Origin of the sequence: Psychrobacter sp. Ps2 (genome assembly GCF_022129405.1) — a bacterium.
Classification (GTDB): Bacteria; Pseudomonadota; Gammaproteobacteria; order Pseudomonadales; family Moraxellaceae; genus Psychrobacter.
On sequence record NZ_JADQAM010000051.1, the window covers coordinates 51,754 to 68,551 of the forward strand.

Sequence of the window (16,798 nt, forward strand, 5' to 3'; positions counted from 1 at the left end):
CAAAATGTAGCGCGTATTACACGCTTAATAGTTGACCTTTCCGATAGGCTCTGCTACATTTTAAACCGATACATATCGTATCGGTTTTTTAATTCTGGCAAGGATGACCAGTATTTATAAAGGCACTGTCTACTACCATAAAATCAGTGTAGAGTTGGTAGTGGTAATCGCACACGGATAACGTATATAGCGAGGCCAATACCTTATCTAGCTTATAAATATCTCGATTATAAAATAACATTGCCCCATTTCTCGTTTATGCTAAGGACAGCTACTATGAGCGACCATTCCCTATCCCCAGTTTCCACCCAAACGACAGACACGCCAAACTTCGCTGATATTTATCATGAGTCTATTACGGATCGAGAGCAGTTTTGGGCTGAGCAGGCGAAGCGTATCTATTGGCATAAAGAGCCTGAGCAAATTCTAGATGACAGTAATCTGCCTTTTGCCAAATGGTTCGTCGGCGGTGAGACAAATCTTTGTTATAACTGCGTCGATCGCCATCTAGCAGACCGGGCAGAGCAAGATGCTTTTGTGTGGGTGTCATCAGAGATTAATCAAGAATTGATAGAAACCTTTCCAGCGGTCGTTGATTCGTTTAAAGATTTAGGTAACAACGTCGAGTTTTATACAGACTATACCAAGCGCCGCCTAACTTATAATGACTTGCATAAAGAAGTTAATTATTTTGCCGATGTGCTACAGCGTCACGGTATTGACAAGGGTGACCGTGTCATTATCTATATGCCGATGATATTAGAAGCCGCTTACGCCATGCTGGCTTGTGCGCGTATTGGTGCCGTCCATTCAGTCGTGTTTGGTGGGTTTGCCGCCCATAATTTGGCTATCCGTATGGATGATGCCGAAGCCAAAATGGTCATTACCGTAGATGCAGGGCTACGCGGTGGTAAGGTTGTTAATTATAAAAACCTAGTCAATCAAGGCGTCGAACAAGCGACTGTCAAACCAGAACATGTGCTAGTGATTAATCGCGGTATATTGCCATTTGAAACCAAAGCGATCGATGTTGATTATGCAACTGAGCGTCGTCATAGTTGTGAGGCCAATGCAGTCGTAGAGCCAGTTTGGCTCGAGTCAAATACCTCGTCCTATTTGCTTTATACTTCTGGTACTACTGGCACACCAAAAGGGGTGCAGCGGGATACAGGCGGTCATGCAGTTGCGCTGACGACGTCAATGGATTATGTCTATGATGGCAAGGCGGGCGAGACGTTTTGGGCAATATCTGATATTGGTTGGGCCGTTGGGCACTCTTATACGATCTATGCGCCGTTACTGGCGGGTATGACCAGTATCATGTATGAGGGCTTACCGCATATGCCAAACCCTGGCATCTGGTGGCGCATCGTCGAGGCCAACAAAGTCAATATTTTGTTCACTGCACCCACAGGCGTGCGCATGCTCAAAAAGCAAGACGAAAGCTGGATGACGCGTTACGATGTCTCTAGTGTGAAGTCGTTCTTTTTGGCAGGCGAGCCGCTTGATGAGTCAACGGCCAATTGGTTAACCCAACATCTAGGCGTACCAATTTTAGATCATTATTGGCAGACAGAATCTGGTTGGCCAATCTTAAGTCATACGCCAAAATTCAATCACAAACCGCATAAGCAGGGATCACCTGGTTACCCGATGTATGGCTATGAGGCGCATGTCATTAATGAGGAAACGGGCGATCCTTGTCAGGCTGGCGAAAAAGGGCTGCTCGCAATTAAAGCACCACTACCGCCTGGCTGTCTCACTACGGTATGGCGTAATGACGAGCGATTTATCAGCAGCTACTTTGGTCTGTTTGATGGTCAGCAGTACTCAACCTCGGACTATGCAGTGACAGATGAAGAAGGGTATTTCTACATCTTAGGGCGTACCGATGATGTGATTAACGTCGCAGGACATCGAATAGGCACGCAAGAGATTGAGGAGGCCATCAGTACACATCCAGAGATGGCAGAGTGCGCTGTAGTGGGTATTCAAGACGAGCTAAAAGGCGAGCTGCCCATTGCATTCTGCGTCCTAAAAGATCAGATGCAAATTGAAACCACCGAAAACCGTTTTCGTATTGAGCAGCAAGTGATAGGCGCAGTCGTCAAATCTTTGGGTGGCATTGCCCGACCCGCTGCGATTTATTTCCCGCAGGCGCTGCCAAAGACCCGCTCTGGTAAAATATTACGTCGCTCAATTCGTGCTTTAGCGGAAGACCAGCCAACAGGAGATATGTCAACGCTTGATAACCCAACTGCTATTGATGCGATCAAGCAGGCGATGAAAGATTATTGATTGGTATAAATTAGCCTCATACAAAAATAGTGATGTTGTTCATCGCGTATCAAAGTCAGGTTAACTTCAAAAAGCTCATGAGTCATCATGGGCTTTTTTTGTTTTTGTTATTTAAACAATTTTTATAAAAACACGTGCTATTAAAATAAACTTAGATAAAATTTCGATAAAGCGCTTGACCGTAAAAATGATTTATTGTTATAGTTAATAACGATACAAAATAAATCATTTTAAAATTCAGTTTTTAATAATGCTTTACAGACAAATACTCATCGCTTTTATTTTTCTAATAAATATATAGGTGCCGTCACACGGTAGTCTCGCAAAAAAGATAAGGATATCTTATGCACCACGTTCAACAGCTCATCAATGGTCAGTTCGTACAATCAAACACCGATGAATGGATCGATATCACCGATCCTGCGACGCAAGAAGTCATCGCCAAAGTCCCACAAACTACCAATGATGAGATTAACCAAGCGGTTGCATCCGCACAGACTGCGTTTGAGACATGGCGCAAAACGCCAATTACCACGCGTGCGCGTATCTTTTTAAAGTATCAATCTTTGATTCGTGATCATATGGATGAGCTGGCAGAAATCTTGACCGCAGAGCAAGGCAAAACGATTGCAGATGCACGCGGTGATGTGTTCCGCGGTCTAGAAGTGGTAGAGCATGCCGCTGGTATTGCCAATCTGCAAATCGGCGACTTCGTAGAAAACGTGGCGTCAGGTGTCGATACTTATAGTATTTGGCAGCCACTCGGCGTTTGCGCTGGTATCACACCATTTAACTTCCCAGCGATGATTCCACTATGGATGTTCCCAATGGCGATTGCTACGGGTAATACATTTATCCTAAAACCGTCTGAACAAGATCCGATGGTGACTATGCGTTTGGTTGAGCTAGCGATTGAAGCGGGCGTACCAGAAGGCGTTCTTAACGTGGTACATGGAGGCAAAGCAACCGTCGATGCTATCTGCGACCATCCAGATATCAAAGCCGTTTCTTTTGTAGGCTCTACTCATGTAGGCAAACACGTCTATGAGCGTGCCAGTCAATCAGGTAAGCGTGCCCAGTGCATGATGGGTGCCAAAAACCATGGCGTTATCCTGCCAGATGCCAATAAAGAGCAAACGCTCAATCAGTTAGCAGGCGCAGCATTTGGTGCAGCTGGTCAGCGCTGTATGGCGCTGTCAGTCGTCGTACTAGTAGGCGCAGCTGGTGAGTGGATTGATGAGATTAAAGCAAAAGCAGAAAGCTTGGTCGTCTCAGCTGGCAAAAATGACAAGGATTTGGGGCCGTTGATTTCGCCTGCTGCGAAGGCCCGTGTCGAGCATTTGATTGGGACTGGGGTAGAAGAGGGCGCAAGCTTGATACTAGATGGTCGCGGAATTACCGTTGAAGGGTTCGAGAAAGGTAACTTTGTAGGCCCAACTATCTTTGATAATGTCACAAGTGATATGCAAATTTATCAACAAGAAATCTTTGGTCCAGTACTATGTATTATGCGTGCTAACAGCTTGGACGAAGCGATTGCACTATTGAATGCCAATCCACATGGCAATGGTACGGCGATATTTACTCAGTCAGGGGCAGCTGCACATAAATTCCAGCAAGATATTCAAGTTGGTCAAATCGGTATTAACTTGCCAATCCCTGTGCCACTACCAATGTTCTCGTTCTCAGGTTCACGTGGCAGCAAGCTTGGTGACCTAGGTCCTTATGGCAAGCAAGCCGTCCAGTTCTATACTCAGACAAAGACTGTGACTGCGCGTTGGTTTGATGATGAAGCGAGCCGCGGTGTTAATACGACGATTTCAATTTAATCGTCAGCTCATTGTCGTTTCGTTATGACATTTTGTGTTTTCGGTATGACGATAATGCGACTTGCGGTACTATTAAACGCAATTTTATTATCGTTATGCCACTATCATGTCGCGCTAATGTCTTATAAAATCTCTGACCAACCTTTTTATTAAAGCTTTTATTAATGTTTATCTGAGATTTAAGCCCTCTATTTGATCTATAAGAACAAGGATGACCCTATGGATTTTTCATTGACCGATGACCAAGTCGCCTTTCGCCAAACGGCTCGTCAGTTTGCGCAAAAAGAGCTAAAGCCAAATGCTGCTGAATGGGATCGCAACTCGCATTTCCCAATAGATGTGATCAAAAAATCTGGTGAGCTTGGCTTTTTGGGACTGTATACCAATCCAGAATATGACGGCTTAGGCCTACCAAGACTGGACTCAGCGATGGTATTCGAAGAGCTTGCATGGGGCGATACGGCTGTAGCCGCTTATATGAGTATTCATAATATGGCTGCATGGATGATTGGTGAGTATGGTAGCGATACGCTATGCAAAAAATATCTACCCAACATGGTCAGCGGTGAGTGGCTTGGTAGCTATTGTTTAACAGAACCAAATGCAGGGTCTGATGCAGCTTCATTACGTACCAAAGCGGAGAAGCAAGGCGAGCATTACGTACTGAACGGCGAAAAAACCTTTATCTCTGGCGCAGGTTCAACCGATGTATTGGTGGTGATGGCGCGTACTGGTGGTGCTGGGCCAAAAGGTGTATCAGCGTTTGTTGTAGATGCCAATAGTGCTGGTATTGAATATGGTAAAAATGAGCATAAGATGGGCTGGAAAGCACAGCCAACACGCACGATTAGTTTTAAAGATGTCAAAGTCCCAACAGAAAACCTGATAGGTGAGGAAGGCCAAGGCTTTCGTATCGCTATGAAAGGACTCGATGGTGGTCGTATCAATATCGGTATTTGCGCGGTAGGAACGGCGCAGACTGCATTAGAGACGGCAACCAGCTACGTACAAGAGCGTAGCCAATTTGGCAGTCCAATCGCAAGCTTACAATCAGTACAGTTTAAACTTGCTGATATGTTGACTCAGACCATCGCCGCGCGCCAAATGCTGTATCTTGCAGCTGACAAAGTCGACAACAATGATGGGCAAGCGTCTACCTACTGCGCAATGGCCAAGCGTCTCTCCACCGACCTTTGTTTCGATGTTGCCAATGAAGCTCTGCAATTGCACGGCGGCTATGGTTATCTAAACGAGTATCCACTTGAGCGCCACGTACGCGATTTGCGTGTGCATCAAATTCTAGAAGGCACCAATGAGATCATGCGAGTGATTATTTCGCGTCAAGTCTTGCAAGATGAAGGGCTAAGCCAACTTCGCTAATTTATCTCGATCTACTGAAACAAGGATGTTTTATGACAGATTATACAAACCTAAAGCTATCAATTGATGGTCATACCGCAACATTGACGTTGAATAACCCACCGGCACACACGTGGACGATGGACAGTCTGCAAGCACTTAAGCAGCTCATCACAGATCTCAATGCCAATGACGATGTCTACGCATTGATCGTGCATGGAGATGGTGAAAAATTTTTTTCAGCTGGTGCAGATTTAAACAATTTTTCAGACGGTGATAAAGGCCGTGCCATCAGCATGGCGATTGCATTTGGCGAGGCGTTTGAAGCATTGTCTGCCTATCGAGGTGTCAGTATCGCAGTGATTAACGGCTATGCGATGGGCGGCGGACTTGAGTGTGCGCTCGCATGTGATATCCGTATTGCAGAAGCGCACGCACAGATGGCACTGCCAGAAACAGGCGTAGGATTATTGCCATGTGCTGGTGGCACACAGAACCTACCTATGTTAGTAGGGGAAGGTTGGGCCAAACGCATGATACTGTGTGGTGAGCGGATCGATGCAGATACGGCATTGCGTATCGGTCTGGTTGAAGAGGTCGCTGCAAAAGGTGAGGGATTGCAAATCGCTCAGGCCTTGGCAAAAAAAGTCGCTAAACAGTCTCCTGTTGCTATCAGTTATTCTAAGTCGCTTATTCAAGCGGCTAGAGATACACCGCCTGCGCAAAACCTCATCCATGAGCGTGAAGCGTTCGTGAAGTTGTTTGATACCAACGATCAGCGCGAAGGGGTACAAGCCTTTTTAGAAAAGCGTAAACCCAATTGGCAAAACAAATAAACAGCAGTCAAAACGCTTAAGCCATTTTTATTATTTAATTTTGTAGGTCACTTTTATGACAGCAGCGACGAATGATATTAACTCCCAAATTTCAGTCAATAATGCAGCACAAGAAGCGCCTGTACTGTTCAGTACTGAACCGACAGATTGCGGGCACTTGATTGGAGTCATGACACTTAACACCCCAAAATCACTTAATGCACTCAGCGTTGATATGTGTCAATTGCTCTCAGCGCAGTTAGAGCAATGGCAAGCCGATGATCAAGTGGTTGCGCTTGTATTAAAAGGTGCAGGGGATAAAGCGTTCTGTGCGGGCGGCGATATTCGTAAGCTCTATGACAGCATGTCTACCAGTGCACCAATGCCAAACCCATATGCTACTGAATTTTTTAGTCACGAGTACCGTCTCTATCGTCAAATGCACTTTTATCCGAAACCATTAATACTTTGGGGCGATGGCATCATCATGGGCGGCGGTATGGGACTGATGGCAGGATGTAGTCATCGTTTGGTCACTGAGCGTACGCGTTTTGCCATGCCTGAAGTCACAATTGGACTGTTCCCTGATGCATCTGGTAGTTGGTTTTTGCAGCGTATGCCTGCTAAGACGGGTTTGTTTTTAGGTCTAACTGGCGCGATGTGTAATGGCAGTGACGCGCTATTGGCCAATCTGGCAGAGTATGCTGTTGCTAGCTATGACTATGATGCTGTTATCCAATGTCTCAAACAGAGCAACTGGCAGGCAGTCGATAACACTAGCAGTGCAGATAAGTGCCATGACAATAGCGCACATAGTATTGTTAGTCGTGCGCTTGCTGAACTGCCCGTAGCCGAACTGCCAGATAGTAAGCTGGCAACATATTGGCAACCTATCCAGCAACTGATGAATAGTGGCGGTTTGGCTGATATCGATACGCTGCTACAAAGCGATGCAGCACTCGCACAGCTAAACCAAGATTTTGCAGCAGACAGCTGGACGCAGCGCGCAGTCGCCACTTATCGCCATGGCTGCCCAGTAACGGCTGCATTAACCTATGCGCTGTATTACAAAGTCGCTGACCTATCGATCGAACAAGTACTGTATTTAGAAACCAACGTCGCAGTACATTGCGCGGCCAATCCTGACTTCAAAGAAGGCGTGCGGGCGCTATTGATTGATAAAGATAGAAGTCCTAAATGGTCGCGCTCATTAGTAGATTGTATCAGTGTAGAAGGGCAGGCGTATATCGACCAGCATTTTGTCAATCCTTATGCAAAAGGTGAGCATCCTTTGAGCGATTGGTTAGGTAGTGACGCTTTGGGTAGTCAGTATGTCCGCTAACTGCCTAAAAGAAATTTATAACGTAAAACAGTCAGCGACTTTATAACGCTTTGAAGAATGATGCTAAGACATAAGATAGCAGCATTCATTAATAAGCAATATTCACTAATAAATACTGTTAAATAGCATGTAGCAATAGCTACATCATAAATCATCAAGGAGTGATGAGATGGGTACGAAGGATACAAGTACGATGGATAATAATAACTCTAAACCAAATATCGCCTTCATTGGGCTTGGTAATATGGGTGCGCCAATGGCAGAGAATTTATTAAAGGCAGGTTACGAGCTATCTGTTTTTGATTTGTCTGAGGTTGCAACCCAGCGCTTAGCACAAGCAGGGGCCAGTATCGCAAAAAGTCCTAAAGATGCTGCAAGCAATGCTCAAGTTGTGATTAGTATGTTACCTGCAGGTCAGCATGTACATTCTGTATATCTGGGCGATAGCGGATCTAATGGTCTGCTAGCAGAACTGCCAAAAGGCACGCTTGTGATTGATAGTAGTACGATTGCGGCAGCTGATGCAAGGACAGTGGCAGAGGCGGCAAGTAAGCTTGGCATCGACTTTTTGGATGCGCCAGTCTCTGGTGGCACAGGCGGGGCAGTTGCTGGTAGTTTGACTTTTATTGTTGGCGGTAGCGTTGAAGCTTTTGCCAAGGCTGAGCCTATTCTCGCTATCATGGGAAAGAATATCTTTCATGCTGGCGAGCACGGTGCAGGACAAGTGGCTAAAATCTGTAACAATATGCTGCTAGGCATTCTGATGGCAGGCACGGCAGAGGCGATTAATCTAGGCGTCAAGAACGGTCTAGATCCCAAAGTGCTATCAGATATCATGCTACAGAGCTCAGGGCGTAACTGGACACTAGAAGTTTATAACCCTTACCCGAAAGTCATGGAAAATGTGCCCTCTAGCAATGGCTATCAAGGCGGTTTTATGAGCAAATTGATGCAAAAAGATTTGAACCTTGCGATGCAGACTGCTCAAGACACTGAAGTAGAAACGCCAATGGGTGCTAAAGCAACAGAGTTATATGCCTCACATACTGTAGAGAATGGTGATAAAGATTTCTCTAGTATTATCGGACGTCATGATGTCTCATTATTGTCCTAAGCATAACTCTCTTGACTGCTTCTCTTTTGAATGTAACCTTCTTAGACATATCAATTTTTAGGAATACCAATTCTTAAAGATACTAATATTAAGAATTTTTCGTATCATTAGTAGGTGGCATTAATTAAGAGAATGCATTTGCTAAAAAGAAAAAGGTCTACGCTAAAATCATAGCGTAGACCTTTTTTTATGGCTAATAGACTGTGTTAGCTTTGCAGATCGTAGACGAGCGTCTGAACGTCTTGCGCAGCTTTCTGTAGGCGTGGTACATGAGTCAGCAGATCGTCGAGTGATACTCGTATAGTTGGTGCATGCAAATAGAGAGAAGCCAGATAGCGTGACTTTTTGTCGAGTATAGGTACAGCCACTGCCACCATCTCAGAGATAAACTCCTCATTATCGATGCCGATACCAGTATCAGCGATACGATCAAGCTCGGCATTTAATGCATCGATATCAGTAATCGTATTCTTAGTGAACTTATCTAGTGGTAACCCTTGTAGTATTTTCATACGGCTAGTTGTAGATAGTTGGCTTAGATAGAGCTTGCCAGTCGCTGTACACCACATGGGTGATTTTGCTCCGACAGGAAGATAAATCTGTAGTGGTAAGGTCGTTTGAGCACGGTTGGTATAGATCATATTCATATGATAAGGAATACCAATGCCGCAAGTTTCTTTTAGCTCGTCAACCAGCTTTTGCAAAATCATCTGCCGTTCGTTAAAAAATAACCGTTGCTGCCAGAGCTCAACGCTCAAATTGCGTACGCGCTTACCAGGGATAATACCGCCACCAATATCAACAGTCAAAAAACCATCATCAACCAAGTTTTGAATCAATCTATGAATGGTCGGTTTAGGGATATCTAGCTCTTGTGAGAGCTCTAGTGGAGAAAGCGGTTTTGAAGCATAAGACACTGCTTCGATGATTTCTAGGACACGGGTAATCGACGATACTTTAGGCATATATATGACTCAGTAGGAGTAAAGAAATAGAGCAGACAGCATCACAAAATTTTCATAAATAAGACAAATGGTGACAATACTGACGTTCTATAACAAATCTATTATAACAACTAATTTAGCATAATATCCGCTTGAGGCAAGCGTTAGTCGCGTTATATGAGATCATTTATATCGTTTTATTTGTTGGTGTAGATTTTCTTATATAAGTAACAATAGATACGTCAACTCACAAGGCATACTATTCTGTAAGGTTAAGCCATATAACTGTCATTGATTCAAAGTGCGTTCTAGATAATTATGTGGACATGTTTTGCAATACCCTTACATAAACATTAAGCAAGCGAAGTCTCATGTTTACGCTGTTTGGTTACTTTAAGGACGTTATGTAACATAAAAGCGAATTTTTGCAGATTGGTGTAGCAATTATTACAGTACCTATGCAATCTTTACATAATGGCAAATAAAAACAGCATCAGTAGGGGTGACTTTTTAAGTCAGAATTGTTTTAATCACCTCAACAAAATGATGGTTTAAAAAAAGCACAATCATCGTTTTTTATGGGCGGGTTTATTTCACACTTTAGGAGAATAATTATGAAATTGATTAAATTGACGGCAATCTCTGCTGCTGTTCTAGCATCAACTGCTGCATTAGCTGCTGATCCAGTTATCGTTGTTGATGACAATGCTGCAGTTGCATATGAAGCTGAGCCAGTTGCTGTTGCTTATCAAGCTGAGCCAGTTGCTGTTGCTTATCAAGCAGAACCTGCTGCTTATGCATACGATGCTAACGCTGGTGTAGTAAGCAACACTACTGGCGCTGTTGTTGGTGGTACTAAAGGTTTCTTCAGTAAAGTAGTGAACCCAGCATCAGTTAGCGCTGAAGTTGGTACTTTAGGTTATGGTGCTAACATCGGTTGGTCACTTAACGAAAAAACTGAATTGCAAGCTGGTTGGGCAGGTGGCGATGTAGCTGACCTTTTCGGCGGTGATTTCGATGCAGACGACGTAAACTATGATGTAGATGCTGACTTTAGTAACCCATACCTAGGTGTACAATTACGTCCTACTGGTAACTGGTTCACAGTTGGTGCTGGTATCATTGTTCCTGATAACGATATCGATGTACGTGCAAATTCTGAAGGTCCAAATTTCAGAATTGATGATGTTGATTATGATGCTGGCCAAACTGGAACATTGTCTGGTACTATCGAGCACCGTAACAAGTTAGCTCCTTATGCTACTATCGGTTTCCGTCCTAACATCACCAATAACTTCGGTCTATTCGGTGAAATCGGTGCAGCATACATGGGTAAAACTGATGCCACTGTTCGCTCAAGCAACCCAGATGCTCTAGTTACAGCTGTATCTGGAAATAGTGGTAATACTTCTACAACTGTTGTTACAGGTAAGGATGTTGCTAAAGCTGCTGAGCAAGAGCTAGAAGATAAAGATTGGTTAGAGTGGTTCCCAATTGTTAAAGTTGGTGCAACTTACCGTTTCTAAGCTAATCACAGTTTAAATACTGTCATTAGTAGAAAACAAAAAACGATCCTTTTTAGGGTCGTTTTTTTATGTCTAAAATAAATTAGTGAAAATATTCTGAAATCAGGTTTGAATTTTGCTCAAAAGACCTTGATCAGAAAACGATGACAGTTTGCTGAGATTGTAACGCGGCAATACGATAAACAGATTGGTAATCCGTATCTTCACTATCATTGAGTACAGATGCAGAGTTAATCTCTCTATTATTTTCAATCAAGCTAGGAATAAGGTGAGAGTAATCCATACCTAAGCCTTGAGCTAATGTATATTGGTTGACTTTGATAAAGCTTTCTTTTATTTGCCATAACAGTTTGGCAGTGCGTTCTCGCTGATCTGTAGATAGCTCCTGTAAAATCGTCAACTCACTCTCTGAGTAGAAACGCTTGACTACATGCCACGCAATATTATTGGTCTCTATATCGATACCGGCAGGACGCTGACGACTAATAACAACCGCTATTTTACTGTGTAAACGCGTAAAATTTGTCTGATTCGATTCTGTGGTTTGCTTTGAACTACTAGCGTCTGTATGGCTGAAGCATACATAATGCTGACTATTAACAAGCCGATAGGGAAAACTTGACTCATCCAAGGTGTCATCTATTTCTAACTTCTTAAGCAGCTCTTGCAATAGTTGCCTGACGCCTTGTCGCTGCTGCTGACGCTGTTTACGCGCTAGAGTAGGTACTGAGTGTTTAGGCACTGCTGTCGCCATCTGATATTGCCAATTTAGGCTATTAAACTTGATGATGTCTTCATACGACGTATTACATGATGACAACCATGAGGATGTATTGCACAAGCTTCCAGTGACTGAATGACTGATTGACTCGCTCACTTGAGCCGTCACACACCATGTCGTGGTGTCGAGTTGAGTATACTGTATCTGGGTAAGGTTGGAAGTCGGCATATATTAATAGTCATCAAAAACGATTATTATAGAATTGAATATATAAGAATGTGTAAGTTTGAACGTAATGTACTTGAGACGTCGATAGTCATATCTCAATTGCTATGTCTAAATAATCTATATTTAATTATCGGGTCAAAAATATCAAAAGCCCAGCAATATATTATTACTGGGCTTTATTTAATCGTCGAACGTTATAAATAACGCTAAATCACAATTTAGTAAGACAGCTCAGCACGACGGTTTTGTGCATACGCGTCTTCAGTGTTACCAGCTGCTGCAGGGCGCTCTTCACCATAGCTAATCACACGGATGTTGTTTGCAGTGACACCTTGAGCAGCAAGGTAGTTACGAGCAGCTTGTGCGCGTCGCTCACCTAGTGCCATGTTGTATTCACGGCTACCGCGCTCATCAGTGTGACCTGCGATAACGACAGTCGCTGCTGGGTTTGAATTTAGCAGGCTTACGTGTTGGTTAAGGACGCTCGCTGATTGAGCAGTAATTTCGCTGCTATCAAAGGCAAAGTAGACCACTGCTTGTATATTCTCAGCGCCAGTGATGACAGCGTTTGAGTTATCAACGATAACAGCACCGTTATAGCCCACTTGTCCACCTGGAATACCTAGCGGGGCAACGACAACTTCTGAGGTAGAACGCTTGGTAGCACAACCAGTGGTTAATGCAACGGCACTTGATAATAAAGCAAGAACAGCGATCTTAGAAAAACTGATTGACATGACGAGCTCCTAAAATTTTAATTAAATTTGTTTTTTTAAACTGCTTCCGATAAAACTTAGGCAATCTCTATCTATAATATACTAAATGTTAATTTATGTAAGTATTTTTACTGTAAATTACGATAGATAAAATCGAGCGTATTACCAGCGGTGCTTGCCCCAGTTTTCAGGGTTGGCCCAGTAGTCAGCATTGAGCCAATTCGGCAGTTGTTTGTAATCATATAGGTTAAATTGCCAAAGCGTTGCAGTAACGGTTGATGAGGTAATAGATTGAATGTCATCAATATTTAGAGATGGCTCATTCAATATATCAAATGGCGTAAAGCCGTAAGGTTTTAGGTCTATCGAGCTGTCCAATGCAATAAGCAAGTGCGCGGCATACAGGTCACGGTAGCGCATGAGTAGCGGCACATAGTGTTGAGTCAGCTCTTCTGACAAGGTGGGTAGCCAAAAGCAAGCAAGCTCATAACGATCAGGTACATGCTGTTTAGCAAGATCTGATAACGTTGATAAGTGTCGTGCGTTCCGCTTCGATTCAGTGTTCTCATTAGTAGATGTAGTATCGTCAAGTTGTGCTTGTAGTGCTAATAAATCCGCATGGTTATGTATTACCCATAATGCTTCACTATTATCTTTGCTATGCTCAGGTGACAGTTCTGTCTGAGTCGCCAATGAGGGTAGTAGCGCGTCAACATACTCTATAAGCAAAGGTAGGGTAATGTCTGCGCGTTTCACCGTATTTTTTGTCATATAATAGGCCGTTAGTTAAATGATAGGTCATCAGTATGACTATTAAATCATTTTCAACGACATTATCCAATTGATAACGTATGTTTCATATTTAAATCATCTTGAACCGACGATATCTTACTTTACATACTTGAAATTTGGCGATTTAGGTCAATCTAGCTATAAGCTTGATAAGAAAATCAATTTAGTAATGAAGTTAGCTTAGTCACTGCGAAGTTTTGTGTATGTGCTTAGTTTATTAAGCGCTTAGCTGATTAGTTAGCCTAAAGATAAGGTCTTTATTTGCACTAGTGCCTTTTGCAAATAGTAAAATGATATTAATCATATATTACTCATCCCCAGTAAAAATACCTTATAACCAAACCACCGATAATAATAGGACGCCATATGTCTACTGCTGAAACTGATGCACAAATCATCAATCCTGAAATGCCAGATGTGCCGCCCCATACGCCAAGTAAGATTAATCTAAAAGACTATACCAAACCAAGTTTTGATGTCGAGACAGTACATTTAGATATTAAGCTGTTTGAAGACTACGCGCAGGTAGACAGTACGCTTGAGATGGTACGTCAAACGGCAGGGGATATCGTCTTATTTGGTGAGTCATTAGAGCTGCTAACGATTACGATGAACGGTAAGGCGTTGAGCACTGAGGATTATCAGCAGGAAGCAAGTAAGCTGACGATTTATAATGCCCCTGAGCGAGCTACTTTAGACATTCAAGTGCGTATCTACCCACAGACTAATACGGCGCTTGAAGGTCTGTATATGGCGGGCAGTGGCGACGATACTATGTTTGTGACTCAGTGCGAGCCAGAGGGTTTCCGTAAGATTACTTTTTATCCGGATCGCCCTGATGTGTTGGCGATATTTACCACGCGACTTGAAGCAGATAAGCGCTATCCGACGTTATTGGCCAATGGTAACTTAGTCGAAGCAGGTGAAGTGGCCGACGCGCCAGACCGCCATTACGCCATCTGGCACGATCCAACTAATAAGCCAAGCTATCTATTTGCCTGTGTAGTTGCCGATTTAGATGTATTGACAGATTCTTATACGACCAGCGAAGGTCGAGAAGTATTGCTTGAGTTGTATGCCAAGTCTGCTGATATCGATAAATGCGATGTCGGTATGCAAGCCCTAAAAGATGCCATGGAGTGGGATGAGGTCAATTACGGGCGAGCTTATGATCTAGATCGCTATATGATTGTGGCGGTCAGCCAGTTTAATATGGGTGCAATGGAAAATAAGGGTTTGAATATTTTTAACACCGCTTGCGTGTTATCTAGCCCTGAGACGACCACCGATGCCCGTAGTTTTAGCGTAAAAGCCATTATTGCTCATGAGTATTTTCATAATTGGACTGGTAACCGTATCACTTGCCGTGATTGGTTTCAGCTGTGCTTGAAAGAAGGCTTCACCGTTTACCGTGATCAATCGTTCTCAGCAGATCAACAGTCAAGTGCGGTACAGCGTATTGATGACGTAGCGACTCTACGTGCCCATCAATTTAGCGAAGATGCAGGCCCATTAGCACATCCAGTACGTCCAGAGAGTTTTGTTGAGATTAATAATTTTTATACGACGACTGTCTATGAGAAAGGCGCTGAAATTGTACGCATGATTGCCAATACGTTAGGGCCAGATGATTTCCGAAAAGGAACAGATGAGTACTTCCGTCGCTATGATGGACAAGCGGTAACGGTTGAGGACTTTTTATCAGCGCTGAGTATCACTGATGACAAAATCGAGAATTTTATTGATTGGTATCGTCAGCCTGGTACGCCAGTGGTATCGGGTTCTCAAACCTATGATAGCGCAGCACAGACGCTGACCATTACTTTGAATCAGCAGACACGCCATGTTAAAGGCTTTGATGCACCAAAACCATTGCCAATACCTGTAGCAACCGCCTTATTTGACAAAGACTCAGGCGCTATCGTTGCTGAGCGTATGTTATTGCTTGACGAGGCGACGCAAACGTTTGTCTTTGAGAATGTCGCGAGCGAGCCTGTTGTGTCATTACTACGTGATTTTAGTGCGCCAGTACAGCTTAACTATGACTACCAAGATGCAGACTTAGCATTTTTGCTCAAGCATGAAACCAATGGATTTAACCGCTGGCAGGTCACTCAAATGCTGGTAAATCGTATTTTGCTGCAAGGCCAAGGTACGAAGAGCAGCCCTGATGTATATTTGGAAGCATTGGCGCAGACGTTGCCTGTCTTAGCGGCTGACGATGCGATGCTAGCGGCACGATTGCTTGATATTCCATCAGCGCAAGAGCTGGCTTCTGCTATTTCTAAAGACTACGATCCAGTGTTGGTTAAAGAGCAGCGCGATGGGCTATACAAGCAAGTGGCTGATAAGTTAAAAGGCCAATGGGCTGAGCTGTACAACAACCTGCCAATGCAGTCTTATGAGGATAGCGCTGAAGCTCGAGGTATTCGTGCGCTGCGTAATGTCGTGCTCGATATGGCGTTGACTGCCAATGTAGATGCTGCAGCAGACTGGGCACAACAGCAGTATGATAATGCCAGCTGTATGACTGAGCGCTTTGGTGCACTGAAGGCCATGGTCAATCACCAATTGGCAGGTGCAGATAAGTATTTAGCGGACTTCTATGAGCGTTTCCAAGCAAACGATCTGGTTATCGATTTGTGGTTCAGTGTCCAAGCTGCGGCTGACGACGTAACGCCTGATATGGTCAAGTCGCTGCTGACGCACACAGACTTTGATTGGAATACGCCTAATCGTGTCCGTTCGGTTATCAGCGCTTTTAGCTCGCAACCGACGGTACTCTGGACGGCAGAAGGTCTAGAGATGTATACAGGCGTGATTCAGAAATTAGATGATGCCAATCCTGTATTAGCCTCACGCTTACTGCAAGTACTAGCCCGCTGGAATACGTTGGCTGAGCAGCGTCGTCAAATGGCGCACGAGCAGCTGATAGATTTACAAAAGAATGTCTCATCTAAGCATGTGCTCGAAAGCTTAGAGAGCGTGTTAGGTGCTGCAAATAATTAATTGAGAGCAGTGCAATATACATCGAAATGTAATATCAATTTTATGAAAATATCAATTTCAGAATAAGGTTAGCTCTGACCAATTAACGAAACATGTATCGTTGCT

12 protein-coding genes are annotated in these 16,798 nt (G+C 43.7%); 8 read left to right on the plus strand and 4 right to left on the minus strand.

Translation table 11 applies throughout. The annotated features are described in order from the left end of the window. Positions 1–276: 276 nt before the first annotated feature. From I3254_RS06880 to mmsB, 6 genes are all read left to right on the plus strand, one after another. The gene (locus I3254_RS06880; RefSeq protein ID WP_238052222.1) at positions 277–2,298 is read left to right on the plus strand and encodes a propionate--CoA ligase; all 2,022 of its coding nucleotides are present in this window, start codon (positions 277–279) and stop codon (positions 2,296–2,298) included. A gap of 344 nt (positions 2,299–2,642) precedes the next feature. Then, positions 2,643–4,127, plus strand: a complete 1,485-nt coding sequence (locus I3254_RS06885; RefSeq protein ID WP_238052223.1) for a CoA-acylating methylmalonate-semialdehyde dehydrogenase — start codon at positions 2,643–2,645, stop codon at positions 4,125–4,127. 219 nt (positions 4,128–4,346) lie between these two features. Further along, complete coding sequence (locus tag I3254_RS06890) at positions 4,347–5,507, plus strand: acyl-CoA dehydrogenase family protein (protein ID WP_238052224.1); 1,161 nt, start codon at positions 4,347–4,349, stop codon at positions 5,505–5,507. 32 nt (positions 5,508–5,539) lie between these two features. Then, positions 5,540–6,322, plus strand: coding sequence for an enoyl-CoA hydratase (locus I3254_RS06895; RefSeq protein WP_238052225.1), 783 nt, complete (start codon positions 5,540–5,542; stop codon positions 6,320–6,322). Between the two features lie 55 nt (positions 6,323–6,377). Then, the gene (locus tag I3254_RS06900) at positions 6,378–7,643 is read left to right on the plus strand and encodes an enoyl-CoA hydratase/isomerase family protein (RefSeq protein WP_238052226.1); all 1,266 of its coding nucleotides are present in this window, start codon (positions 6,378–6,380) and stop codon (positions 7,641–7,643) included. A gap of 169 nt (positions 7,644–7,812) precedes the next feature. Continuing rightward, positions 7,813–8,757 (plus strand): 3-hydroxyisobutyrate dehydrogenase, encoded by a 945-nt coding sequence (gene mmsB / locus I3254_RS06905; protein WP_238052227.1) that lies wholly within the window; start codon positions 7,813–7,815, stop codon positions 8,755–8,757. A 206-nt stretch (positions 8,758–8,963) separates the two neighbouring features. Here mmsB and I3254_RS06910 read toward each other — a convergent pair whose 3' ends face one another. Continuing rightward, a complete protein-coding gene (locus I3254_RS06910; protein WP_102078462.1) occupies positions 8,964–9,722 on the minus strand; it encodes an IclR family transcriptional regulator in 759 nt (252 codons plus the stop codon). A 593-nt stretch (positions 9,723–10,315) separates the two neighbouring features. On the opposite strand from I3254_RS06910, the gene I3254_RS06915 reads away from it, so the two are divergent. Beyond that, positions 10,316–11,227 carry a hypothetical protein gene (locus tag I3254_RS06915; protein ID WP_238052228.1) on the plus strand — a complete coding sequence of 304 codons (912 nt, stop codon included), beginning with the start codon at positions 10,316–10,318 and terminating at the stop codon, positions 11,225–11,227. Positions 11,228–11,360: 133 nt separating this feature from the next. Here the strand turns inward: I3254_RS06915 and I3254_RS06920 are convergent, their stop codons facing one another. The 3 genes from I3254_RS06920 to I3254_RS06930 form a co-directional block, all read right to left on the minus strand. After that, positions 11,361–12,176, minus strand: coding sequence for a 4'-phosphopantetheinyl transferase superfamily protein (locus tag I3254_RS06920; RefSeq protein ID WP_238052229.1), 816 nt, complete (start codon positions 12,174–12,176; stop codon positions 11,361–11,363). Positions 12,177–12,394: 218 nt separating this feature from the next. Next, entirely contained in the window at positions 12,395–12,913 is a 519-nt protein-coding gene (gene pal, locus I3254_RS06925; RefSeq protein ID WP_101205056.1) for a peptidoglycan-associated lipoprotein Pal, read from the minus strand. Between the two features lie 141 nt (positions 12,914–13,054). Continuing rightward, positions 13,055–13,663 (minus strand): DUF6231 family protein, encoded by a 609-nt coding sequence (locus I3254_RS06930; RefSeq protein ID WP_238052230.1) that lies wholly within the window; start codon positions 13,661–13,663, stop codon positions 13,055–13,057. A 429-nt stretch (positions 13,664–14,092) separates the two neighbouring features. Between I3254_RS06930 and pepN the strand changes: the two genes are divergently transcribed. Continuing rightward, on the plus strand, positions 14,093–16,693 hold the full coding sequence (gene pepN, locus I3254_RS06935) for an aminopeptidase N (RefSeq protein WP_238052243.1): 2,601 nt from the start codon (positions 14,093–14,095) through the stop codon (positions 16,691–16,693). Positions 16,694–16,798 lie beyond the last annotated feature (105 nt).